The sequence below is a fragment of the Streptomyces sp. NBC_00386 genome (assembly GCF_036063235.1).
GTDB lineage: Bacteria > Actinomycetota > Actinomycetes > Streptomycetales > Streptomycetaceae > Streptomyces.
Window position 1 is genome coordinate 4,413,644 of the sequence record NZ_CP107950.1, and the last position, 22,571, is coordinate 4,436,214.

Here is a 22,571-nt window from a genome sequence, read left to right on the forward strand (position 1 = left end):
GTCTACCTCCTCCTGCTGTTGTCGAGCTTGCGCAGGGCTTCCTTCGTGTCCTCCGCCATCATGGTGGCGAAGCGCCTGCGCTCCGACTGGCTCGGTAGCGTCGCGCAGTTCACCGTCAGGTTGAGCGCCACCTGCGTTCCTCCGCCGCCGCTCCGGGCGACCAGCTGCTCGAACAGCTCGGTCTGCCGCGGGTCGAGGATGCGCTCTGGCCGGCCCGTGTTGTTCACGGCCATGGTCGCGCCCTTGGCCAGCAGGCCGCCCGAGTCGTACTTCGCGGCCGGGGCGAACCCCCACCGGCTGGTGAACATCGGGTCGTTGTAGCCGCGGGCGCTCTTGCCCATATGGATACCGCGCCCGCCGCTGGACTCGACGTTCATCCCGGCGAGGGTGCCTGCGGTGTGGCCGACGCCCGCGTTCGTGATGCCGATCATGAACGGGCTGTTCAGGTTCCTCACCCAGCCCGACGGAGCAGACGCCCCGAACGCCCCCGTCGCCCACCGGCGATGCGGCTTCTGGCCCCGGATGACGGACTCGATCGCGGACATCAGACCCGAGCAGTCGAAGCTGGGGTTCCCATTTCCGCCCCACTGGTACGGCTTCCCGTCCTGCGTCTTCACCCACGACAGGGCGCGCTGCACCGCCGGACCGCCAGTGGCCTTCTTGTCCTCGGCGCCGAACCAGCCGAGCATCGAATCGACCGCTTTGTTCGACAAGCCCTTGAGCAGACTGCCGACGCCGCTCCCGGGGATCTGGTTGATGAGCGGACGCACCAGCGAGTTGATGGCCGCCTGTGCCGCTTTCTTCAGTCCGCCGACCACGACGTCCTTGGCCCAGTCGTAAGCACCGCTGACGGCGCCCCCGATGCCGGAGGTGACCTTGCCGATGATGCCGCCGGACCCGTAGTGCTGGGTGCCGCCCTGGTAGCGGGCCCGCTCCTCCTGCCGGGACGGGTTGCCGCCGGTCTTGGTGGGCTTGTCCTTGCCGAGCATGGCGTCGATGCCGCGGTGCCCGCCGAGGGATGCGACCTGCTGGTTGGAGAGGATGCGTTCGCCGGGGGTCAGCATCGCGGGGACGGTGTCGGTGTTGCCGCTACCGGGGACGACACCGCCGCGGTTGAAGCCCAGGGAGACCTTGGGCAGCGTGATGCTGCTGGAGATCTTGCCCGCGATGCTGTTCCACATCTTGCGGAGGCCGTTGTTGTAGACGTGGTCGATGACCCATGTGATCGGCGCGCCGATCTTCGACTTCACGCCGTTCCAGATCGTGCCGAGGCTGTCCCGCAGCGAGCTGAAGGCGGACTTCATGCCGTTCCTGAAGTTGGTGATCTTCCCGTTGATGGCGGTGAAGACCGACGACATCTTGTCGCGGGCTCCGTTCCACATCGCGTTCCACGTGTTGGTGATCGACGTCTTCAGGCCGGTCAAGCTGTCACGGAACGACTTCCACGCCCCGGTCATCGCCGACCTGAGACCAGTCCAGAAGGTGTTCCACCTACTGCTGAGGGCCTTCCACAGGTCGTTCCACAGGCCGACCGTCCAGTTCTTCAGCTCGGTGAAGATCTTCTTCGTGTTCGTCCACAACTGCGTGAACCAAGCGGTGATTGCCTTGACCAGGTCGGGGATGATCGAGTGCCCGACCAGCACGTCATACAGCCACTGGAACCCCGCGACGATCGCCTTCACCCCCGCGCTCATGGCGTTCACGAAGCCAGTGATCGCGCCCACGACCACGTTGATCACCGGCACAAGCAAGCTGATGGCGACAGACAAGGTGCCCGTGAGCAGCTGCGCGAGGCCGACGATGAGCGGCATCAGTGGCGTCAGCACCTGCATCGCCAGGTTCACCAGAGCCACGGTCAGTTGCGCGAGCGGCGGGATCAGCGGCAGCAGCGCCGGGTAGAGCTGCTGGAACATGGGCGTGAGCTGGGCGAAGACCTGGCCGAACATCTGCACCACGGGCACGAGCGCCGTGATCACGGGCGCCAGGAACTGGACCAGCGCCGTGACCATCGTTTGGAGGTTGCTGGCGAACAGCTTGAGGAACGGCGCGAGCGCCGTGATGATCACGGCCAGCAGGTCGCCGATGGGCTGGAGCAGCGGCATGACCGCCTGAACCAGACTGATCAGCAGGTCTCCCAGGTCGCCGATGATCGGGAGCAGCGCCGTCATGATCGGCATGAGCGCCTTGCCCAGGGCTCCGGCGAGTTGGGCGAGGACGGGCCCGAACTTCGTGGCCAGCTCGGTGACGACCGGGGCCAGCGCCGCGAGGAGCGGTAGCAGCGCCTGGATGACCGCGCCGAGGGTGCCGGCGAACAGCTTGGCAATGGCGTTGACGGCCGTGAAGATTGACCTCAGTGCAGCCTGCACCTCGGGCAGAGCGGTGATCCGACGCAGCTCCTTGAACGTCGCACCGAGCGCACCGAGCGCGTCACCGCCGCCGGCCGCGGCGGCCTTCATGACGTTGCCGAGGGTGCCGAAGATGTCCCCGATCAAGTGCCCGAACTGCTTGGCCACGCTCACGGCCGTGTTGATCGCGTCTTCCATCCGGCCGGACTTGAACGCGTCGCTGATCTTCTTGGAGATCCGGTCCGCCGCAGAGCCAGCCGCGCTGGTGATCCTCGCGAACGCCGGGGACGCAGCGATGCCGATCTGCGTGAGGCCGGTGATGAACTGGCCCGGGATCTTCGAGAGCGGCTTGAGGCTGCCGTTGAGGCCGTCGAACAGCTTGCGGAGCTGGCCGGTCTTGCCGAGATTCGTGACGGCGTTGAACGCGTTCTTCGCCATCGTGTTCAGGACCCCGGCCGTACCGCTGAGCCCCGTCTTCAGCGACGGCAGGATGGCCGTGGACATCGTCGTGAACTTCTGCCCAAGCCCCGCGAACAGCGTGTTCTGGACGTCGAGCTTCAGACCGCGCCACGCTGCGCGCTGAGCTACGACCGAGGCCACGAACGCCCTCGCGTTCGGCGCCAACTTCGCGAGGGCGTCCGCGGTCTTCGCGGTAGCCGCGGCACCGGCGGTCTGCGCCTCGGCGACACTCCTCGCCGCGTCCGCGACCGCCTGCTGCGCGTCCGCGACCTGCCGCGCCCCATCCGTCGCAGCCTTCGCCGCAGCGGCCTGCGCGTCCGCGACGTCCCGCTGGGCCTTCGCGAGCTTCTGTGCGTTGTCCTGTGCGGTCCGGGCCTGCTCGATCTCCGCGTCCTTCAACGCCCGGGTCTTGTCGGTCACCTGCTGGTTCGCGTCGGAGATCTTCTGCTTCGCGTCCGTGACCGTCTTGGAGCCCTCGACGCCGGCGGCGTTGGCGGCGTCCGTCTGGTCCTGGAGGCGGGCGGTCTGGGTCTGCTGCTCGCCGAGGGCCTGGACCGCCTTGTCGTACTCCAACTGTGCTTTGGCGAGCTCCTCCGCCGTGGCCTTCGCACCCTTGGCCTTGACCGCGGCCAGGTTCTGCTCAGCGTCCTGGAGGTCCAAGACCTTCTGCCGCTGGTCGAGCTGGGCATCGGCCAGCCGGGCGTTGAGGTCTTCCAGCTCCTGGGCGGCTTCCTTCCGCGCCCCGGTGAGGTCTTCCTGGGCCTGCTGCGCGGCGCGCTGCGCGTCCGCGAGGTCCCGCTCTGCGGACTCGACGGACTCCAGGGCGCGCCGGGTCGAGTCGGCGACGTCCTGGACGGTGTTCTTGAGGTTCTGCTGGGCATCTGCGATCTGCCGGGCCGCCTGCACCCGGGCCGCTGCGGCAGCGACCTCGGCGTCCCTCACACCTTGCTGAGCTTTGGCGAGGGACCGCTCCGCGTTCTCGACCTGTCGGATCGACTTGGAGGCGGCGCCCGCGCTCGCCGTGGCTGGTGCAAAAGCCTGCTTGAAGGCGTCGCCCATACCGGACGTTCCGAGCTTGATCGCAGCGAACGCGGCACCCAGAGACAGGACTGCGGGAACCGCGATGGCCGCGGCCGGGGCCATCGCCGCGATGGACGCCCCGAGGGACGCGAGCGTGGGCAGAGCCTGGATCGCCAGGCCGACGATGCTCGTCAAGGAGCCCTTGATCGCGGAGAACGCGCCGGACAGGCCACCGGAGAACATGCTGGACAGCCGGGACGCGGCGGAGCGGTCCACGTCCGCACGGACGTTGACGGTCCGGTTGCGGGTCAGGGCATCGAGGCGGGTGCGGGCGGCAGTGTCGTTGAGGTTGACGCCGACGGTCATGTTGCGGCGCCGGGTCAGGTTGGCTAGGGAGTCGGCAGCGACGCGGGTGTCGACGTCGATGCCGATGTTGACCTTCTGGCGCCGGACCAAGTTGCGGAGTTCGTCGGCGGCGACCCGGGTGTCCGCGTTGGCGCGGATCTGGACGGTGCGCTCTTTCGTCAGCCGGTCGAGCTGCCCCTTTACCCGGTTGTAGGCAGCCTCTGTCATCTCGGGGGCGACCTTGACCGTCAGGTCGTCGAGGCGCAGCCGGGACAGTGCCGTCCGGTCGAGGTCGACTTTGACGTTGAGGACACGGTCCCGCATGAACCGGTCGAGCTGGGCGAGCGCGCCCTTGTCGTCCAGCTGGACGCCGACGTCGACCGTGTTCTTCTTCGACCGCAGCCGCTGCATCGCACGGTCGTAGTTGGACTCGTCGGCGGTTACTTCGACGTACCCCTCGGCGATCCTAAAGCTGCCGGCCATCAGGCGCTCACCGCCTGGCGGTCGTCGGCGAGCAGGTCGGGCAGCGTCACGCCCACCGCGTCGGCCAGTCGGTCAGCGGTGCCGATGCCGGGCTGAGCGACGCCGCGTTCCCACCGCCACACGGCCCATGGGCTGCGGCCGACCGCGTCGGCGACCTGTTCGGCGGTGAGGCCGGCGGCGCGGCGAGCTGCGCGGAGTTGGCGCCCGGAGAAGGTACGAGCCATGGGGGCGGCTTTCGTGAGTGGCGGCAAGCGGCGGGTGCAGGACCCCTGTTGCTCGGCCGCCCATCACGGGCTGACGCGTTCGTGCCGTGCGCTTCGGTTCCGGTCGCCCATCTCGGGCGTGGCATCTGCCTTCGGTTCCTCGGCTGGCACCAGGTGTGCGGTCGTCCTCTACTGGCAGGATACGCCAGTGAACCTATGATTCACAGGTTCCGCTTGCGTCTTGCCTTGCAATCGATGCCGGGCGGATGCTGTACGGCATGGCATCCACCACCTCACCCCGCTGGACACCCCTGCCTGACGGCTTCGGCGACCTGCTCCGCCAGGCGCGCCGCCGTGTCGACCTCACCCGAAAGCAGCTCGCCGCCGAGGCGGGGGTCTCGCCCAGCTGCCTGCAGGCGCTGGAGCAGTCACGGCGGCCCCCGTCGGCCTCGATGGCCGACCGGCTCTGTGAGGTTCTACGCCTCGACCCGTGGGAGGCGGCAGTCGTGCAGGCCGCGGCAGTCGACGAGCAGGCCCTCCGGACCCGGGCCGGCACCCGGCACGTCCAGAAGCGGCGACCCCGAAGCCTCTCCCCCACGCGTGCCATCACAGTGCCAACACCCCTGGATACGTGCAGGTGAGAGGCCGCACACCGCATCGTCTATGCGGTTAGGGGGTCGGGTGCCCGTGGCCATGGACACCTTTCGCCCGAACAGACCGTCAGGCTGACAGTCTGTTGCGAAGGACAGGCTGTCCCCCACAGAGGGCCCGGCAGGACCCCTGTCGTTTGCGAGGTCCCATTGGGACCCGGCAACCCTGGTGGCCTGCGCCATAGTTGTCTCCGTCAGGCTGACGGAGACAACCACGGTCGTCACGGCCGTGGTTCCACTGGTTAGGCCGACCATCGGAGTCGTTGCCTTCCGAGCAACGACTGACGGCCGCGGCAGTCGTGTCCGTCTCGGTCACACCTGCGTGGGCTGCTGCCCCACGCAGGCCGTGGACCGTGTCGATATCGACACGGTTGCCGCGCTCGTGATCCGCAACCGTTGCCGTCTGAGCAACAGTTGTGGGCGGCTGGCCCGCAACTGCGACTCCGGCCTACGGAGTCGCAACCGTGGTGGCCTGCACCATGGTTGCCGGGCCAGTCGTGGTCATATCGCCACGACTGGCGGGGTCTGCGTGGCCGTCTGGGCTACGCAGGTCAGCCTCAAGGGTCTCGGCAGCAGCGAACCCCTTCTTCCCCCGATCAGGGAAAGAAGCAACTCGCGGGAACGCCAAGGGCCTCCACGCTGTGGACCTTCTTCGCGGCGCCGCGAATATGGCAGCGCGAGGTTCCTCCGTGCCACGGACCGAACCCGGACGTGACGGTGCCCGGCCGCCATGGGGTACGGCCGGGCACTATTCACCAGGTGCTGATTTTCAGGCTGCGTCGTCCGGCCCGCCTGTGTCGCGGCGGGCGTACCACTCGGCCGTGCTCATCCCGGCCGGCTTCGACGACTTCGCCAGCGGGACCACCCTTTCCGCGTGCAGCACCGCAGTGGGCGTCACGTCCTCCGTAACCTCCGTCAGCTCACCCTTGCCCAGCGCACGGGCCGCATGCCGCTCCGCCGACGTCGCGGGGCGGGTCTTCGTCTTGCGCTCCATCACGCCTCCAGCTCGGGCACGGCCGGAAGGTTCTTGAGGGCGTCGGCGATGAGGCGCAGCTGCATCACGGCCGATGAGTTGGCGCGCGGGTCTTCCGGGAAGCCGACGCCACCCGGGTTGCCGAACTGCTGGGCATGGTCGGCGAGCAGCTGCAGCGCGGCCTGCGCCTCCCCGATCGCACGATCGAACTTCGCCCCGGCGTAGGCGAACCCTTCGCGGTGGTGCTCCCGGTCCGCCCTGCTCGTCGACGCGACCCGGTCGTACAGGTCGCCCACGGCGGCCCTGACGGCTTCCGTGGCCGCCTGCTGCGCCTTCGGCGTCTGCGCGTCTGCGGCGCCCTTCGTCGCCTGCTGGACCGCGTCGAGGGCGGCGAGCGTCTTCGGGGGCATGCTGGCCCTGTCGCGCGGCAGGCGGAACCAGTGCTCGCGGTCGCCCGGCACCATGGCCGATACCGGCGAACCATTGAAGTCGATCATGTTGTCTCCTGGTTGTTGAGATCTACGTCGAGGCCGGCGATGATCGCGGCCTCCATCTGGTCGTTGCGGACCCGCGCCTCGGCGAGGAGCTCCTGCGCCTCCTGCGCCTGCTGCCGCAGTTCGGCCCTCGGGACCTTCTCGTGCCGGTCGGTGGCCCACACGTCCCGCGGGTGCGGCTCGACCGGCAGACCGGCCTTACGGCGCCCGGAGGCGATGAGGTCGAGCAGCTCGTCCATCTCCTGGTCGGGCCGTTCGGTGGGCCATCTGGCGCCCATGCGGCAGTGCACGCCGTGGAAGCGGCACACGGGCAGGTCAGCCGTATCGCGGTGAAGTGCGAGGGGCATCGGTGATCAGTCCTTCCAGGCTGAGTACGAGGTTGGCGGGCAGGGCCAGGCCGAGGAGCCGCGCCCGGTCGCGTTCGCAGGCGAGGATCGCGCTGAGGATCTTCAGCTCCTGGCGGGGGTCGGTGTTGCCGTCGAGGAGCTCGTGGAGGCGCTGCAGGACTCCGTCGAGGCGGGTCTCGATGGTGGAGCGCATCTGGTCGGACGTCTCGGTGCCGAGGTCCTGGAGGGCGTCTCGGAGCCGGCGGGCGGCTGTTGAACGTCCCACGCCAAGGTCCACGGCGATGGCGCGTACCCCGAGGCCGCGGGACCTGAGTTCGAGGGCGCGGGCTTGCTGGAGTTTGCGGGCGTGGGCGCCAGGGGTGGTGTCCTTCGCCATGCCGTCCTCCTTTCGTGCCGGTGCCGGGCGCTGGTGGCCTGGCTGGGGTGGTTAGGCGCCGCTGGCGGCGAAGGACTCGTTGGACAGGTCGGTGGGCGGGACCAGGTCGAGGCCGCGCTGGGCGAGGTGGCGGAGCTTGGCGGCGTGCCGTCGGGCGAGGCCGGCCGTGCGGCGTCGGGCGAGCTCTGCTCGTGCCTGCTTCTGCTGCTCGGCCTTACGGCGGGCGGCCTCTATGCGGGCCGCGACTATGTCGTTGACGTCCATGGATGGCGGACTCCTTCTGGGTGAGGGACGGGCCAGCGTCTTACTGGCCCGTCCCTGTGAGCTGGGTGGCTAACCTCGGACGGTGAGGCCGGCCCCGATAGGGACGGGGCCGGCTCTCAGACCGCGATGAACAGTTGCGGGAGTTCAGCGATGGCGGCGCGCGACCCGCGGTGGGCCTGGCGGCGGGCTCCCTCCGTCTCGATCGCGGAGGTGTAGGCGCTGTCGATCGCGTCGAAGCCGCCCCACTCCTCGATGAGAGCCCTCACGGCCGCCATGCTGTCGGCGAACTTGCGCTCGGCTTCCTCGACGGCGTACCGGCGGTTGGCGGTGAAGGTCGCCCGCCACTCCTCGGAGCGAGACTTCTCGGCCTCGGTGAGTTCCTTGCTGGCCGTGACCTTCGCTACCCGGAGGCGCGACGCAAGATTCGCTGCGTCGACGGCGCCCTCCACAGCAGTCGCCTGAACGGGAAAGACATCGGTACCCGCGAGCGCTTCCGACAGCACGCACTTTGCTGCGTAGGAGTCGGGGGCACCTTCGGTCCAGTAGGTCGCTGGCAGTTGCCGCTTGACGTCGAGCACCGGGTCCCCGCCGGCCATCAGCCCCATGTAGACCAACGCGGTCAGGTAGCGGTCTGCGGTGTCGCCGCTGTGCCAGTGGCGGGAGAGCCGGTTGCCGGTTGCCGTGGTGAAGTCGAAGTCGGCCTTCTTGTCGACGAGCGACCGGAGGAGTTCGCCGCCGGACTGCCAGACGACGTGCCAGTGGTCGGGCTCGTCTCCGCACTTGTCTGGGTGGTAGTTGACGGTTCCCCAGGGTTCGCCGTTGAGGGTGCCGTCGCTGCTGATGACGGGTTCCTCTCGCAGCTGGCGGAAGACGGCGAGGGTGACTTGCTTGCCGCTGATGGTGAGGGTCTTCACCTCGACCGTGGCCGTGGTGATCGTCGCGTTCTGAGTGGTGAGCTGCTTGCCTGTCACGCGGTCTCCTTGCAGATGACGAGCCGGGCGGTTCCTCCGTGGACGCCGCGGAGGAGTTCGTCCCAGTCGGTGTGGTTGAGCCAGTCCTTTTCCATGAGGTGGGCGGTCCAGTCGAGGAGTTCGGCCCAGGTGTCGATGCGGTTGGCTTGGATGCTGTAGGCGTTGGCGTCCTGGTTGGGGTCGCAGGCGTGGTGGTGGGCCTGCCATTGGATGGCCTCGGGGTAGTCGAAAAGGTCGGCGCCGCTGAAGAGTTGTCCGCCGGCGAGGGGCTCGCCTTCGGGGATGGTGTGCTTGCGGTTCCACTTGGCCGCGTCCGCGAGTGCGGTGTTGACCTTGTCGTTGTCGACCCAGAGGTATCCGCTGGCGCCTTCGATCGGCTTCTTGCAGGTGTCGCAGATGAGTTGAAGGTCCGGCACTCGTCCTCCTGTGCGGTATGGGCTGGTCTGGTGGGGTGACGCTACGGCCGCGAGGGTTCGCCCGTCCGGAAGTTGGATTGGCCAGGTACGGGCGCCCGCGGGCCCGGCCGCCGTTGTCAGTGCCAACTGAGGTGCTGGCCGGGCATGTCGAAGGCGCGGATTCCGTCCGGTCGCTCCCGGCCTGTCAGTTCGCGGTACAGGTCGTGGCTCGCTTCGCTGCGGTGGTCGTCGCAGGTGACGATGCAGAGCGGCAGTCCGTTTTCCTTCGCCAGGTAGAGGCCGAGCACGTCGTCGTCGTCCGTGGTCTCCTCGATGGCGAGGGTCGCGAGGGTGGCGGGCTTGGTGCAGCCGTCGGGTTCCTGGCAGGGGAGGCCCCTGATGAGCTTCGGGATGCGCTCGATGCGGGTCTGGAGGATGGCGTACCCGTGGTCGCGGATGTCGTCGGTGAGCGCGGTCGGGGCGCCGTGCGTGAGAGTGCGTTCGGTCATCTGACGGTCTCCTTCGGCTGGGTCTTCTGGGACGTGCAGGGACGGGTGGAGGGGGGTCACTGGGTTGGGCCGGGCCAGCCGGCGGCGCGCTTCTTGGCTCTGCTCTGGGGCCAGTTGCGGGAGTCTCGGAACCATGCGGCGAGCAGGGCGGCCTGCTCCCAGCCGAGGCGGTTGTAGATCTGCTGCGCGTCGTCGCGGTACGGCCCGGGGTCGGGCCGGTCGTAGACGAAGCCGCGTACCGCGGTGGCGATAAGCACGGCCCGTTGCCAGCCGTGTTGTTCGATCAGAGCGCCAGCAACAGCCTTGAAGGAATCTCGCTCATCAGCCACTGACGCCCCCCTGATCTGGCAGGTACAGCGTGTCCTCGCGTCCCCCTTTAAAGGGGGGGACACGGGACGCACAGTGGGGACCGCGTCCGGGACACGGTCGGACACGGTGGGACACGGGACACAGGACTACGTTTTCCCAGATCAGCGGCTTGCGTCGCGTGTCCGTGATCTTGTTGAGGAATGACGCGGGACTTCCGCTCCGATTTTCAAGATCCGGGACACGGTCAATGTGGCGCTGACCAGCCCTTTTAACGAACCCACCCTCGACGGCTTTCGAGGTCTGGGACACGGTGGGACACGGTCGCGGAGATTCGGACGCGATCACGCCGCCCCCTCCTCGGGTGCGGCCTCGTCAGGCAGCCGGTGCAACTTCGAGCCTCGCGGCCCCGGATCGACCACGATGCGCTTCGCATCCACCAGGGCTGCCGTAGCGGCCCGAATGTCGGCACCGCGCCCCTTTACTCGGTCCTCGATGTCCCGGGTTGTGAGCGGCCCGGGGGCCCGCTGAATGGCCGCGACAACCTCCTGCTGTAGTCGACTCCCCTCGGCGTCCTCCCGTGCCGCGCGGGCCGCATCGAGGCCTGTCTCGTTCGGCGCATACAGCACCGCCTCGACGAGACCCGGCTCGGTTGCGTCAACCACGAGGTCCGCGAACCAGTACAGGCCTGATTCGTGGGGCAGTGATTCCTTCCGCAGCCGGCCGGGCCTGTCCTTCGCGACGCGGACGCGTGACTTGCCCTTGACCCCGATGCCGAAGGGCTTGACGTTCTCCATCAGGTACATCACGCCGTTGAGGCCATTGAGCTTGTGCACGCCACCGATCGCGTACCGGCCCCGGCTGTCCGCCGACTTGACCACGTGGTCGAGCGTCAGCACCGCCGGGCCTGCTTCCTGCAGCGGGCGAAGGATGCGCCGGCCGAACACGGCGACGTCTTTGTTGTCGTTGATGTTGAGGCCGTGCAGCGACATGCCCTCGGTGACGCCGTCGACGACCGCGAGCGTCGGCCTGAGTCGGAGGACCTCGCCGAGGTCCATCAGGTCAACCGCGCTGAGTGGCTCCTCCGGGCGGATGTAGTGGAACCGCTCCAAGACGTCGCCGATGTCCGCGCCCATGTTGAGCAGGCGTCCAACCACGCCAGCGGCCTCGTCCTCGAAGTCCTGATAGACCACGTGGTTGCCGCGGTTCAGCTCCTGCAGCACGAGGACCAGGGCCAGCCACGTCTTACCCGCCTCGGACTCTGCTGCGATCGAGTTCATACGGCCCGGGTACAGAACGCCAACGCCGTCCGCCCGCGCGCCCACCGTGGGCAGAGCAGGCTTGTGTGTGCCGTCCACGAACGAGGACAGATCCTGAGCGCGCCACGATCGGCGGCTTGCCTGACTTTCGGGCTCGCGCTCCGCCTCGTCGTCATGCCAAAGGTCAGCCGTTGGAGGCGTGAAGTGGTGGCCAAGTTGGCCACCAGCGTGGGTCGCCTCGGTCATGTCGCACGGCCTGCCGTTGACCGGATGGACACAGAACCGCGTCGGGTCGAGTTGCGTGGTCAAGCCGCCTTCTCCTGTCGTGCGTAGAGGTAGCGGCCGGGCTGTCCGGGGATCGCGATGGGCGGCCAGCCAGGGGTAGCGCGCAGCTGGTGTGGAGGCTTGGGCTTGGCGGCCTGGTCGAGCTCGGCGCGGATACGACGGTCGGCGATCGACGGCCGCGCCCGCGATGCCTCGCGGAACCAGGCGAGCAGCGCTTCCTCGTCGCCGTACTTCCGCCAGAGTTCAGCGGCAGCGAGAGCAGCAGCGAGGCGACGGGGGTCATCGGGGTGGAGCGCCATCCAGCCGGGCGAGGCGTACCTCGGGAACTCACCGGTCAGATAGAGGGACCGGGCATCCGCCCACAGCTGCACGATGTCGCTGGGGTCGAATACGGAAGCCTCGTCCGCGGGTTCCGTTACGACGGGACCCGTCTCGCGGCAGGCTTCGGCCTGGCAGTCGAGGGGGTCTTGGTGCCCGCACGGCATGGGCTCCAAGCGGCCTGCCGCCTCCCTGCGGCGGCGCAGCTGCTCCGGGGTGCTGCTTGTAGTGCTCACGCGGATTTCCGATCGCGAGTATGCAAGACGGTGCGGGTGCCCTAGGGGTCGTCTCGCGAGGGATTTGGTCGGGTGGCCGCGCCCGGGTGGACGCGGCCGGGCTGCTCAGATGACGCGTTCGATGCGCTGCAGTTCGACGTAGGCGGCGAGGAGTTCGGGCAGGTGCCGGTCCTGCTGCTGCTCGTCGAGCTGCGCCCAGGCCCGGACTCCGACGGTCTGCGCGGTCGCGCCGGGGTTCAGCTGCTCTTCCTGCAGGACCGCGGCGTGCAGGTCGTCGTGGTCGAGGCCGGCGATGGCGTCGGCGAACTTGGTCTCGTCGTCCGTCTCGGACTTCACGGCCACGTGCTTGCCGTGGACGCTGTCGCCCCATGCCTGCTCGGGGATGGTGAAGGAGCGTCCGGCGATGCGGAGCAGGTTGCGGGTGATGGCCTTGGTCTCGGCGTTGCAGAAGCGGGAGGGGCTGCGCTCCAGCTGGTGGGCGAGGGCGAGCCAGGCCTCGTCGGCCGCGGTCGACCGCAAGTAGGCGGCGCCGCAGGTGGCGTGCCACCAACTGTGGAAGATCTTCGTGATGCGCTGGCCCGCGGCGGGGACCTTGTCGCAGCCGGGGCAGGTGGTGCCCCAGTCGGACATCTTGAGGGCGCGGCCTGCGGTGTCCTCGCGGAATCCGCCGGGGATGGCGCCGGAGGATTCGGAGAGGGCGAGGCGGACGACGGTGGAGACGTCGGGCTTCTTCTGGTTCACTGGTGGGAGTCCTATCTGTTGTTGAAGCCCTGGCCTGCTGTGGAGGTGGCGCCGGGGCTTCGGCATGTGCGGGTGGGATCTGGCCCCTGTCGGTCGGCGCGTCAACGCCGGCCTGATGGGGGCCGCTTTCATGCGACGTTGGCCGCGCCGACGGTGTCGTTCTGCTCGGCGTCGAGCCTCTGCACGTAGTCGTGCAGGGCCTCCGCCGGGACGCGGCGGGCTCGACCGATCTTCACGCTGCGCAGGTCGCCGCTCTTGATGAGGGCTTTGGCGGTGGTGAGCCCGACGCCGAGCTGCTGCGCGACCTCGTCGACGGGGTACAGGATGCGAGCCATGGAGTCTCCCGAGTAGGTGGCGGCGCGTACCTGTCGCCGCTTGCTCATCCGAACTCTAGAGGGTCGCTGACGGTCGCGCAAGTACGTGGTGCCACATACGCAAGCGCGTGGCGCCACTTGCTCACGGAGTGGCACACTGCCATGCTCAGGAACATGGCTCTTGGGATTGATCAGTGGGATATCGAAGTGCGCCCATGGGGATGGCTGCGGCTACGCGAGCAGTCGGGTGAAGGGCCCTCGGTATTCCTGCGCTACCAACTGGCCGGCCCCCCGAAGCAGGAGCGCCTGGAACTGCAATCGGTAGTCATGCAAGGCGGCAGCAGTGAGGCGCTTAGCGGGCGGGTCTGGCGGCGCATCCCTCTCTCACAGATCGAGGAGGCTCTGACGTCCTGGCTGGTACAGATGCCGTTCAACGCCCCGACCGAGGCAGTGGCGCGGAATGCCGCTCAGGCGCGCGAGTCGTTCATGTCAGGCTCAGACATGTCCGAAGTGGAGTCCCCTTCCCTCGACTTCCTCGACGAGTACTTCGACCAGACCGAAGATCTCGCGACGATGTTCTTCAAGCCCATGCCCAGCAACTCGCTTGTCAGCGACGGGACCGAGGGCCTGCCCGCAGGCAAGATTCCGAAGATCAAAGCCCCAGAGGGCCGCCTCACTGACGAGTTCCTCGGCGACGTCGCCGAGGTCTATCGGTGGCTGACGGACGCCAAGAAGGCTCCTGCTCCGGCGATTTCCGAGATGACGAACGTTCCGGTGCGCACCGTGCACCGCTGGATCTACGAGGCGCGGAAGCGAAGCATCCTTCCGCCTGCACGACCAGGGAGGGCGGGATGAGCGGTCGACGCGGGAACGGAGAGTCCTCGGTCTACTTCTCGGAGGCGGACGGGAAGTGGCACGGATGGGTGACCGTCGGGACGAAGCCGAACGGCGCACCTGACCGGCGTCACCGCATGGGCGCCGATGAAGACGTCGTGCGCGCCAAGGTGCGCCAGTTGGAGCGTGAACGCGACGCGGGCAAGACCAAGAAGGCCGGCCGGCCGCCGACCGTCGAGCAGTGGCTCACGACATGGATGGACACGGCCTGCGCACGCAAGGTGGCCGACGGGACCATGAGCCCGCGGACACTGGACGACTACCGGTCGAAGTGCCGCCTGTACCTGTTCCCGGGGGTCGGGAAGCACCGCGTCGACAAGCTCGCCGCCGAGCACCTCGACGCCCTGTACCTCCGCATGATCAAGCAGGGCTTGGCGTCCGGCACCGTGCTGAAGACGCACAGGATCATCGCCCGAGCACTTCGGGTGGCGATGCAGCGGGACATTGTGGCGCGCAACGTCGCCACCCTCGTTGAGCCGCCCTCCGCCGCGGAGGGGGAGATCGAACCCTTCAACCAGGCGGAGGCCCGCGCCCTGCTCGCCGAGGCTGCGGAACGCCGCAACGGAGCCCGCTGGTCGGTCGCGCTTGCCGAGGGCCTACGGCAGGGTGAGGCGCTCGGACTGCGCTGGAAGTACGTGGACTTGGACACCGGGGTCATGAAGATCTGGTGGCAGCTCCAGCGCCTGACGTGGCAGCACGGATGCGAGGACGCGCACGCCTGCGGTGCCGAGCACCACCGGAAGGGCTGCAGGGCCACGTGCAAGCAGCACGCCAAGTTGAAGAACGGGTGCCCCAAGCCGTGCCCCAAGGGCTGCACGGCGCACGCCAAGACGTGTCCGGAGCGCACGGGCGGCGGCCTGGTGTTCCGGGAGCCGAAGGGGAAGAACAAGCGGCTCGCGCCGATCCCTCCCCCACTGGTCCCCCTGCTGAAGGCGCACCGCAAGGAGCAGCTGCGCGAGCGCCTGGCGGCCGGCGAACTGTGGGAGGACAGCGACCTCGTGTTCTGCCAGCCCAACGGCAAGCCGATCGATCCGCGCATGGACTGGGAGGAGTTCAAGGACATCCTCGCCGCCGCGGGTCTGCGTGATGCCCGGGTGCACGACAACCGGCACACGGCCGGCACCCTGCTGATCGAGTCTGGGGTGAGTCCCCGCGTCGTGATGGAGATCCTCGGCCACAGCTCGATGCGGATGATGACGCGCTATACGCACGTCGCGTCGGTCCTCGCGAACGATGCGGCGAAGCGGATGGGAGACGCATTGTGGGGGTGAACAAACGTTCTATCGCAACTAGCGCTGCAACTAGGCGGACGGCAACATCCCGCGCTCACCAACGAATCGCGTCAGAAAAAAGCAAAAGCCCCAGGTCACGGCGAGTGAGTCCTGAGGCTTCCACAGAGCCGCCTTCGGGATTCGAACCCGAGACCTACGCATTACGAGTGCGTTGCTCTGGCCATCTGAGCTAAGGCGGCGCGCTGTCCACACCTATGGTGCGATCAGCAACGTCGGTAAGTCTACACAGTTTCCCGGAGTGCTCCGTACATGCCCCGGGGCATGCGCTCCGCACGTGCCCGGCAGGGCTATGAGCAGCGCTTTCCCTTCTCTGGAGGGGTGCCCTGGAGGAGGTAGCGGTTGATCGTGGAGTCGATGCAGGTGCTGCCGCGCCCATAGGCGGTGTGACCGTCGCCGACGTAGGTCAGGAGCGTGCCGGAGGAGAGCTGGGAGGCCAGGGACTGCGCCCAGGGGTACGGGGTCGCCGGGTCCCGGGTGGTGCCGACGACGAGGATCGGCGCCGCGCCCTTGGCCTCGATGCGGTGGGGCTCGCCGGTGTTCCTGACCGGCCAGTACCCGCAGTTCAGCGAGGCCCAGGCCAGGCCCTCACCGAAGACGGGGGATGCCTTCTCGAAGGAGGGGAGCGACTGCTCCACCTGGTCCGGGCCCGAGAAGGCGGGCGGCAGGTCGAGGCAGTTCACGGCGGCGTTGGCGGACATCAGGTTCGCGTACCGACCGTCGGCGTCCCGCTCGTAGTAGCTGTCGGAGAGGGCGAGCAGACCCGCGCCGTCGTTGTTCTTCATCGCGGAGGTGAGCGCGTCACGCAGCTGCGGCCAGGCCGTCTCGTCGTACATCGCCGCGATCACCCCGGTCGTCGCGAGCGCCTCTCCGAGCTTGCGGCCGTCCGGGTCGCCCGTCGGGATGGGCTCCTTGTCCAACTGCTGGAAGAACGCCTTCAGGTTCCTGCCCACCTCGTCGGGGCTCGTGCCCGCGTCGCCGAGTGGGCAGTCGCTTTGCCGCACGCAGTCCTTCGCGAAGGACTGGAACGCCGTCTCGAACCCCGCCGTCTGCTCCTCGTTGAGCTTGCGCGCGTTCAGTGACGGGTCCAGCGCGCCGTCCAGCACCAGCCGGCCCACCCGGTCCGGGTAGAGGCCCGCGTACGTCGCCCCCAGGAACGTCCCGTACGACGCCCCCACGTACGTCAGCTTCTCGTCGCCCAGCACGGCCCGCAGGATGTCCATGTCACGGGCCGCCTCGACCGTGGAGACGTGCCGGAGCAGATCGGGCGAGTGCGCGCCGCAGCCCTCGGCGAACTTCTTGAACGCCTCGACGAGCTGATCCGTCTCCCGGCCGTCGTCCGGCGTGGTGTCCGTCTGTGTGAACGCGTCCATCGCGCGGCCGTTGAGGCATTCGACCGGTTCGCTGCGGGCCACTCCCCGCGGGTCGACCGCGACCATGTCGTAGCGGGCACGGACATCCGCCGGATAGCCGATCCCGGCGTACGACTGGAGATAGCCGACCGCCGAACCGCCCGGCCCTCCCGGGTTGACCAGCAGCGAACCGAGCCGCTTGCCCGGACCTGTGGCCTTCTTGCGGGAAACCGCCAGCCGGACGTCGCCCGAGCCCGGCTTCGCGTAGTCGAGCGGCGCCTTCATCGTGGCGCACTCGAAGCCGGGGACACCGCAGCTGCGCCAGTTCAGCTTCTGCTCGTAGTACGGCGCCAGTGCCGAGGGCGTGGCGCGCGGCAGCGCGGTGAGCACCGCCTCGGTCGTCGCGGCCGTCGTCGTGGAACTTCCCGAGGAGGAGCAGGCGGAGATGAGCAGCGCCGCGGCGGCCAGCAGCACGCCGCTCGCACGGAGGGGTCGGGTCGGCCGTGTGGTGCGCCTCATGTGCATCTCGCGAGCGTAACCTTGCGCGATCAATTGATCACCTTCAGTCGCCGAAGCGCCTCGTACGAGTGACCCGGTCAACCGCCCACCCTCCAGATCGCCCCGAACGGGTCACCCCGGACAGGTCGTTCTGAACGGATCCCGCCACCGGACGGGTCGCCCCGGCAGAGCTGGCAGGAGGGGGTCAGCCCGCGCGGAGCGCCATCGTCATCGCCTCCACCGCCAGCAGCGGAGCCACGTTGCGGTCGAGTGCCTCACGGCACGCGGCGATCGCGTCGATACGGCGCAGGGTCGACTCCGGCGAACTGCCGCGGGCCAGCCGCTCCAGCGTGTCCTCCGCCTCCGCGTTGGCGATGGCGAGACGGGAACCGAACTGAAGGGCGAGCACATCGCGGTAGAAGCCGGTGAGGTCGATCAGCGCCAGATCCAGGCTGTCCCGCTGCGTCCGCGTTCTTCGGCGCTTCTGCCGGTCCTCCAGATCTTTCATGACGCCCGCCGTACCCCGTGGCATCCGGCCGCCCTGCACCGCGCCGAGCGCCGCCTTCAGCTCGTCCGTCTCCTTGACGTCGACCTCCTCGGCGAGCTGCTTCGCGTCCTCGGAAGCCGTGTCGATCAGCTCCTGGGCCGCCTTGAGGCAGCCGCCGATGTCGTCGATCCGCAGCGGGAGCTTGAGGACGGCGGCCCGGCGCTGACGGGCGCTCGGGTCCGTCGCGAGGCGGCGGGCCCGCCCGATGTGGCCCTGCGTCGCGCGCGCGGCGGCCGCCGCGACGTCGGGCTCGATGCCGTCACGGCGGATGAGGATGTCGGCCACGGCGTCGACCGGCGGGGTGCGCAGCGTGAGCAGCCGGCAGCGGGAGCGGATGGTGGGCAGTACGTCCTCGATGGACGGCGCGCACAGGAGCCAGACCGTACGGGGGGCGGGTTCCTCGACCGCCTTGAGCAGGACGTTGCCCGCGCCCTCCGTGAGACGGTCCGCGTCCTCCAGGACGATGACCTGCCAGCGGCCGCCCGCGGGGGACAGCTGGGCGCGGCGGACCAGGTCGCGGGTCTCCTTGACACCGATGGAGAGCAGGTCGGTGCGGACGATCTCCACGTCGGCGTGGGTGCCGACCATGCTCGTATGACAGCCGTCGCAGAACCCGCAGCCGGGGATTCCGCCGAGCGCGCGATCGGGGCTCACGCACTGCAACGCGGCCGCGAACGCGCGGGCGGCCGTGGAGCGGCCCGATCCGGGCGGGCCCGTGAAAAACCAGGCGTGCGTCATCTTGGACGCCTCGGGAGGCGGGGTCCTCGCGGCGACCGCCGTGACGAGGGCGTCGGCGTCCCGGGCAGCGGCGGCGAGCTGTTCGCTCACCTTCTCCTGGCCCACCAGGTCGTCCCACACAGGCATGGGCTCCGCCTTTCCGTCGCACTTTGTCTCGCGTCGTCCATTGTGCGGGTCGCCACTGACAACCGGGGCACACCCGCCCGTGCACCGGCTCCGAACCGACCGCCGACCGCCGACCGCGCCGGGGTCGCACCGCCCCCGTGGTCCGGTGGACCGCGGCCCACCGGACACCGACCGGCAGACGGCCCGATCCCGGCCATTGGCCGTCACCCATCAGCTGCCTGCCGCCAGCCATCAGCCATCGGCCGTCAGCCGTCAGCCGTCAGCCGTCAGCCGTCAGCCGTCAGCCGGAGCATGCGCCGCCGGCTCCACGTTCCCCGCGTCACCGCCGCCTGCCGCCCTACCGCCCTACCGCCCTACCGCCTGCCAGGCCGTAGCCCCGGGCGTCGGCCGGACTAGCGTCGCCGTCCGCCCCGGCCGCGGCCGGGACCCTCGTCCCAGTCGTCCTCGTCCTCGCGCGGGCCGAGCAGTTCGTCCGCCAGGGTCGGGAGGTCGTCGAGCGGGGTCTCCTCGGCCCAGTCGGGGCGCGGCCTGCGGCGCGGGGCGCCCGTCTCGTCCACCTGCGGCAGCTCCCGCGTGCGGTCGGAGGGACCCTCGGGTCCCGCCGCCGGCCGCTCGTCGCGGAAGAAGCCCCGGGGCATCCGGTCCGCGGGGTCAGCGGACGACCCGTCGGCCCTGGCCGCCCCCGCACCCCTGCCCCGTACCGGAGGAAGGACGGCCGTCTCGTCGGCCGCACCCGGGTCCGGGGAGACGGGCGGCAGCACCGCCGTCTCGTCCGCCGCCCCGCCCGGAACCGGCGGCTTCGGCAGCGTGGCCGTGTCCTCGACGTCGGAGCGGGATCCCAGGCGGCTGCCCGAGCGGCCCTCCCCCGGTCGTACCGGCGGAAGCACGGCGGTCTCGTCGACCGCCGCCGGGTCGGTCACGACCGGCGTGGGCACCGTCGGCTCGTTGTCCGGCACGGAAACCGCCCATGAAGGCCTGGAGGCCGACGCGGAGGCGGAAGCGGACGGGGATGCCGAGGGCTTCGAGGCCTCATCGGCGCCGCGTCCCGTCCCTGCACCGGTCTGCGAACCCGTCGGGACGCCGGGCTTCGGAGCCGTACCGGCGCTCGACACCGCGGCCTCGGCCGAAGCCGCCGCGGCCGCCGAAGCGGCGACGGCCTCCGCGGCGATCCGCCGGGCCTCCTCGGCCCGCAGCAGCGCCTCCTCGGCCTTCCGCTGCTTCTCCAGGCGGCGCGCCTCGGCCTCGGCCCGCAGCCGCGCCTCCTCCTCGGCCTGCCTGCGCACCCGCTCCTGCTCCGCGGCGCGGGCCTCTTCCTCGGCGAGAAGCCGGACCCGCTCCTCCTCGGCGCGGCGGCGGGCCTCCTCGGCGCGCTGCCGGGCCTCCTCCGCCTGGCGCTCGGCCTCGCGCCGCTGGGCCTCTTCCAGCTCGCGCTGCTTGCGCTCCTCTTCCTCGGCGCGCAGTTTCGCGAGCTGGGCCTGACGCTCGCGCTCCAGGCGCTCCTCCTCCGCCTTGCGGGCGGCCTCTTCCTCGGCCTTGCGCCGAGCTTCCTCCTCGGCCGCCCTGCGCGCCTCCTCCTGGGCCTTCACCTCGGCCTCGGAGAGGGGCAGCATCACGTCGAGCCGGTGCCGTACGACCGTGGTGACGGCCTCGGGCTCCTGCGCGGCGTCGACGACCAGGTAGCGGCCCGGGTCGGCGGCGGCGAGCGTCAGGAAACCGGACCGCACGCGCGCGTGGAACTCGACCGGCTCCGACTCCAGCCGGTCGGGCGCCTCGGTGAACCGCTCACGGGCGGCTTCCGGCGACACGTCCAGCAGCACGGTCAGATGCGGTACGAGCCCGTCCGTCGCCCATCGGTTGATGCGGGCGATCTCCGTGGGCGACAGGTCGCGGCCCGCGCCCTGGTAGGCCACGGACGAGTCGATGTAGCGGTCGGAGATGACGATGGCGCCCCGCTCCAGCGCGGGACGGACGACCGTGTCGACGTGCTCCGCCCGGTCGGCGGCGTACAGCAGGGCCTCGGCGCGGTGCGAGAGGCCCGTGGACGACACGTCGAGGAGGATCGAGCGCAGCCGCTTGCCGACCGGCGTGGCGCCCGGCTCGCGGGTCACCACGACCTCGTGGCCCTTGGCCCGGATCCAGTCGGCGAGAGCCTGCGCCTGTGTGGACTTGCCGGCCCCGTCGCCGCCCTCCAGGACGATGAAGAAGCCACTCGTGGCGGGCACCTGCGCCGGGTCGTCGCCACCGCGCAGCGCGTCCAGCAGGTCCTTGCGCAGCGGCACGCCGGAACGGTCGTCGACCTTGGCGAGCACCAGGGCGGCGACGGGCAGCAGAAGGGCGCCGACCAGCATCAGGGTGAAGGCGGCGCCGCCGTGCGCGAACACGAACTTGCCGTTCTCCAGGCGGTGCGGGCCGATCGCCGCGGCCACCAGCGGCGCCACGATCGCGCCGACCGCCACGAAGACCCGTACCACCGCGTGGAGGTGCTCGGTCGTACGGGCCCGCCGGAAGTCCTCGGACTCCTGGTCGAGCAGCGCGTGGCCCGTGTTCGCCGCGACACCCGCGCCCACACCGGCGAAGGCCAGGATCAGCAGCACGGTGGTGACGTCCGGGACGAGACCGGCGGCCAGCAGCGCGATCCCGGTGAAGGCGATGGCGAGCGCGAGCAGCCTGCGCCGCGACAGCGACGGGAGCAGGGAGGGGGCCGTGCGGATACCGGCGACGACGCCGCCGGTCAGGGCCAGCACCAGCAGCCCGTAGAGCACCGGTCCGCCGCCCAGGTCGATGGCGTCCAGCACGGCGACGGCGACGGCGGCCGAGATCGCCCCGGCGACGGCCGCGCAGGCCGGCACCAGGAGCGGGATCGCGCCGGTGCGGCCCCTGTCGTCGGCCGTGCCCGTCTTCGGACGGCGCAGTCCTTCGAGCGGCGACCGCGCGCGCGGGGTGCGGGCGTCGGGCAGTTCGAGGAAGGTGACCACCGACAGGGAGGCCGCGAACAGTCCGGCCGCCACGTACGAGGCGAGGGCGGCCTGGTGGAGGTGGAACCAGTCGATCCCCGCGCCCAGCATGTTGCTGACGAGGGAGACGGCGACCAGGGCGAGGGCCGCGATCGGCACCGCGGCGAAGGCGGTACGCAGGGACAGCCGCCGCAGCGCGTCCATGTGGTCCGGCAGCGGGCGCACGGTGGCGCCCTCCAGCGGCGGCGCGGGCAGCAGCGCGGGCGCCGCGCTCTCCCGGCAGACCGTCCAGAACCGCTCGGCGACTCCGGACACGAAGACGATGACCAGGACCACGGCGAGCGCGTTGTCCGGGGTCCAGTCGATGAACAGGGGCGCGACGATCAGGAGCGCTGCCCGCAGGCCGTCGGCCACGAGCATGGTCCAGCGCCGGTCGAGGGGTCCGTCGGGGGAGGTGAGCGACGTCAGGGGCCCCAGGAGCACGGCTCCGAAGAGCAGGGTCGCCAGGACGCGCGCCCCGAAGACGGCCGCCACGGCGAGGGCGGCCCCGCGGGCGCCACCGCCGAAGGAACCCTCGGAGATCGCCGCCTGGAGGGCGAGGACGACCAGGACGAGCAGGGCCAGTACGTCCGCGACACTCCCCACGAGGTGTGCGCTCCACAACCGCTTCAGCTGCGGTTGACGCAGCAGTGCGCGGACGGCACGCTCGCGCGAATCCGCGACCAGGGCTTCGTCGGGGGCCCAATTGTGGGCCGTTGGCTGCTCGGCTCGCGTCATCCTGCCAGCCTATCCGGACCCACTGACTCCCCGAAGGGGTGCCCGAACAAACGGACGCCCCCACACCAAATGGTGTAGGGGCTTCCGCTCTCTGACGTGGGTC

At 69.8% G+C, this 22,571-nt stretch carries 21 protein-coding genes and 1 tRNA gene; 3 read left to right on the top strand and 19 right to left on the bottom strand.

All coding sequences use genetic code 11. The annotated features are described in order from the left end of the window. Positions 1–2 precede the first annotated feature (2 nt). Both OG780_RS19395 and OG780_RS19400 read right to left on the bottom strand, forming a co-directional pair. On the bottom strand, positions 3–4,652 hold the full coding sequence (locus OG780_RS19395; protein WP_328449880.1) for a hypothetical protein: 4,650 nt from the start codon (positions 4,650–4,652) through the stop codon (positions 3–5). Next, positions 4,652–4,876, bottom strand: a complete 225-nt coding sequence (locus OG780_RS19400; protein WP_328449882.1) for a helix-turn-helix transcriptional regulator — start codon at positions 4,874–4,876, stop codon at positions 4,652–4,654. Before OG780_RS19400 ends, OG780_RS19395 begins: the two co-directional genes overlap by 1 nt. Before the next feature lie 257 nt (positions 4,877–5,133). Here OG780_RS19400 and OG780_RS19405 point away from each other — a divergent pair, with 257 nt between their 5' ends. Then, positions 5,134–5,496, top strand: coding sequence for a helix-turn-helix domain-containing protein (locus OG780_RS19405; protein ID WP_328449884.1), 363 nt, complete (start codon positions 5,134–5,136; stop codon positions 5,494–5,496). Between the two features lie 778 nt (positions 5,497–6,274). On the opposite strand, the gene OG780_RS19410 is transcribed toward OG780_RS19405, so the two are convergent. The 13 genes from OG780_RS19410 to OG780_RS19470 form a co-directional block, all read right to left on the bottom strand. Continuing rightward, a complete protein-coding gene (locus OG780_RS19410; RefSeq protein ID WP_328449886.1) occupies positions 6,275–6,499 on the bottom strand; it encodes a hypothetical protein in 225 nt (74 codons plus the stop codon). Further along, a complete protein-coding gene (locus tag OG780_RS19415; RefSeq protein ID WP_328449888.1) occupies positions 6,499–6,975 on the bottom strand; it encodes a hypothetical protein in 477 nt (158 codons plus the stop codon). The genes OG780_RS19410 and OG780_RS19415 overlap by 1 nt, the downstream gene beginning before the upstream one ends. Beyond that, positions 6,972–7,319 (bottom strand): hypothetical protein, encoded by a 348-nt coding sequence (locus OG780_RS19420; RefSeq protein ID WP_328449890.1) that lies wholly within the window; start codon positions 7,317–7,319, stop codon positions 6,972–6,974. The genes OG780_RS19415 and OG780_RS19420 overlap by 4 nt, the downstream gene beginning before the upstream one ends. Then, positions 7,288–7,695 (bottom strand): helix-turn-helix domain-containing protein, encoded by a 408-nt coding sequence (locus tag OG780_RS19425; protein WP_328449892.1) that lies wholly within the window; start codon positions 7,693–7,695, stop codon positions 7,288–7,290. The genes OG780_RS19420 and OG780_RS19425 overlap by 32 nt, the downstream gene beginning before the upstream one ends. Before the next feature lie 51 nt (positions 7,696–7,746). Next, complete coding sequence (locus tag OG780_RS19430) at positions 7,747–7,959, bottom strand: hypothetical protein (RefSeq protein WP_328449894.1); 213 nt, start codon at positions 7,957–7,959, stop codon at positions 7,747–7,749. A 116-nt stretch (positions 7,960–8,075) separates the two neighbouring features. Then, on the bottom strand, positions 8,076–8,930 hold the full coding sequence (locus tag OG780_RS19435) for a hypothetical protein (RefSeq protein WP_328449896.1): 855 nt from the start codon (positions 8,928–8,930) through the stop codon (positions 8,076–8,078). Next, positions 8,927–9,346 carry a hypothetical protein gene (locus tag OG780_RS19440; RefSeq protein WP_328449898.1) on the bottom strand — a complete coding sequence of 140 codons (420 nt, stop codon included), beginning with the start codon at positions 9,344–9,346 and terminating at the stop codon, positions 8,927–8,929. The genes OG780_RS19435 and OG780_RS19440 overlap by 4 nt, the downstream gene beginning before the upstream one ends. Before the next feature lie 116 nt (positions 9,347–9,462). Beyond that, positions 9,463–9,834, bottom strand: coding sequence for a hypothetical protein (locus tag OG780_RS19445; RefSeq protein ID WP_328449900.1), 372 nt, complete (start codon positions 9,832–9,834; stop codon positions 9,463–9,465). A gap of 56 nt (positions 9,835–9,890) precedes the next feature. Continuing rightward, the gene (locus OG780_RS19450) at positions 9,891–10,091 is read right to left on the bottom strand and encodes a hypothetical protein (protein WP_328449902.1); all 201 of its coding nucleotides are present in this window, start codon (positions 10,089–10,091) and stop codon (positions 9,891–9,893) included. Positions 10,092–10,484: 393 nt separating this feature from the next. After that, on the bottom strand, positions 10,485–11,708 hold the full coding sequence (locus OG780_RS19455; protein ID WP_328449904.1) for an AAA family ATPase: 1,224 nt from the start codon (positions 11,706–11,708) through the stop codon (positions 10,485–10,487). Beyond that, positions 11,705–12,238, bottom strand: coding sequence for a hypothetical protein (locus OG780_RS19460; protein ID WP_328449906.1), 534 nt, complete (start codon positions 12,236–12,238; stop codon positions 11,705–11,707). Before OG780_RS19460 ends, OG780_RS19455 begins: the two co-directional genes overlap by 4 nt. A gap of 105 nt (positions 12,239–12,343) precedes the next feature. Then, positions 12,344–12,979 carry a hypothetical protein gene (locus OG780_RS19465; protein ID WP_328449908.1) on the bottom strand — a complete coding sequence of 212 codons (636 nt, stop codon included), beginning with the start codon at positions 12,977–12,979 and terminating at the stop codon, positions 12,344–12,346. A gap of 128 nt (positions 12,980–13,107) precedes the next feature. Beyond that, a complete protein-coding gene (locus OG780_RS19470) occupies positions 13,108–13,362 on the bottom strand; it encodes a helix-turn-helix domain-containing protein (RefSeq protein WP_443062176.1) in 255 nt (84 codons plus the stop codon). 105 nt (positions 13,363–13,467) lie between these two features. Here OG780_RS19470 and OG780_RS19475 point away from each other — a divergent pair, with 105 nt between their 5' ends. After that, positions 13,468–14,148, top strand: a complete 681-nt coding sequence (locus OG780_RS19475) for a hypothetical protein (RefSeq protein ID WP_328449910.1) — start codon at positions 13,468–13,470, stop codon at positions 14,146–14,148. After that, positions 14,145–15,458 (top strand): tyrosine-type recombinase/integrase, encoded by a 1,314-nt coding sequence (locus OG780_RS19480; RefSeq protein WP_328449912.1) that lies wholly within the window; start codon positions 14,145–14,147, stop codon positions 15,456–15,458. Before OG780_RS19475 ends, OG780_RS19480 begins: the two co-directional genes overlap by 4 nt. A 126-nt stretch (positions 15,459–15,584) precedes the next feature. On the opposite strand, the gene OG780_RS19485 is transcribed toward OG780_RS19480, so the two are convergent. The 4 genes from OG780_RS19485 to tmk form a co-directional block, all read right to left on the bottom strand. Beyond that, positions 15,585–15,658: transfer RNA gene (locus OG780_RS19485), tRNA-Thr, on the bottom strand. A 108-nt stretch (positions 15,659–15,766) separates the two neighbouring features. Further along, positions 15,767–17,353, bottom strand: a complete 1,587-nt coding sequence (locus OG780_RS19490) for an alpha/beta hydrolase (protein ID WP_328449914.1) — start codon at positions 17,351–17,353, stop codon at positions 15,767–15,769. Between the two features lie 178 nt (positions 17,354–17,531). Further along, positions 17,532–18,737 (bottom strand): DNA polymerase III subunit delta', encoded by a 1,206-nt coding sequence (locus OG780_RS19495; protein WP_328449915.1) that lies wholly within the window; start codon positions 18,735–18,737, stop codon positions 17,532–17,534. A gap of 392 nt (positions 18,738–19,129) precedes the next feature. Next, positions 19,130–22,468 carry a dTMP kinase gene (gene tmk, locus OG780_RS19500; RefSeq protein ID WP_328449917.1) on the bottom strand — a complete coding sequence of 1,113 codons (3,339 nt, stop codon included), beginning with the start codon at positions 22,466–22,468 and terminating at the stop codon, positions 19,130–19,132. Between the last annotated feature and the right edge of the window lie 103 nt (positions 22,469–22,571).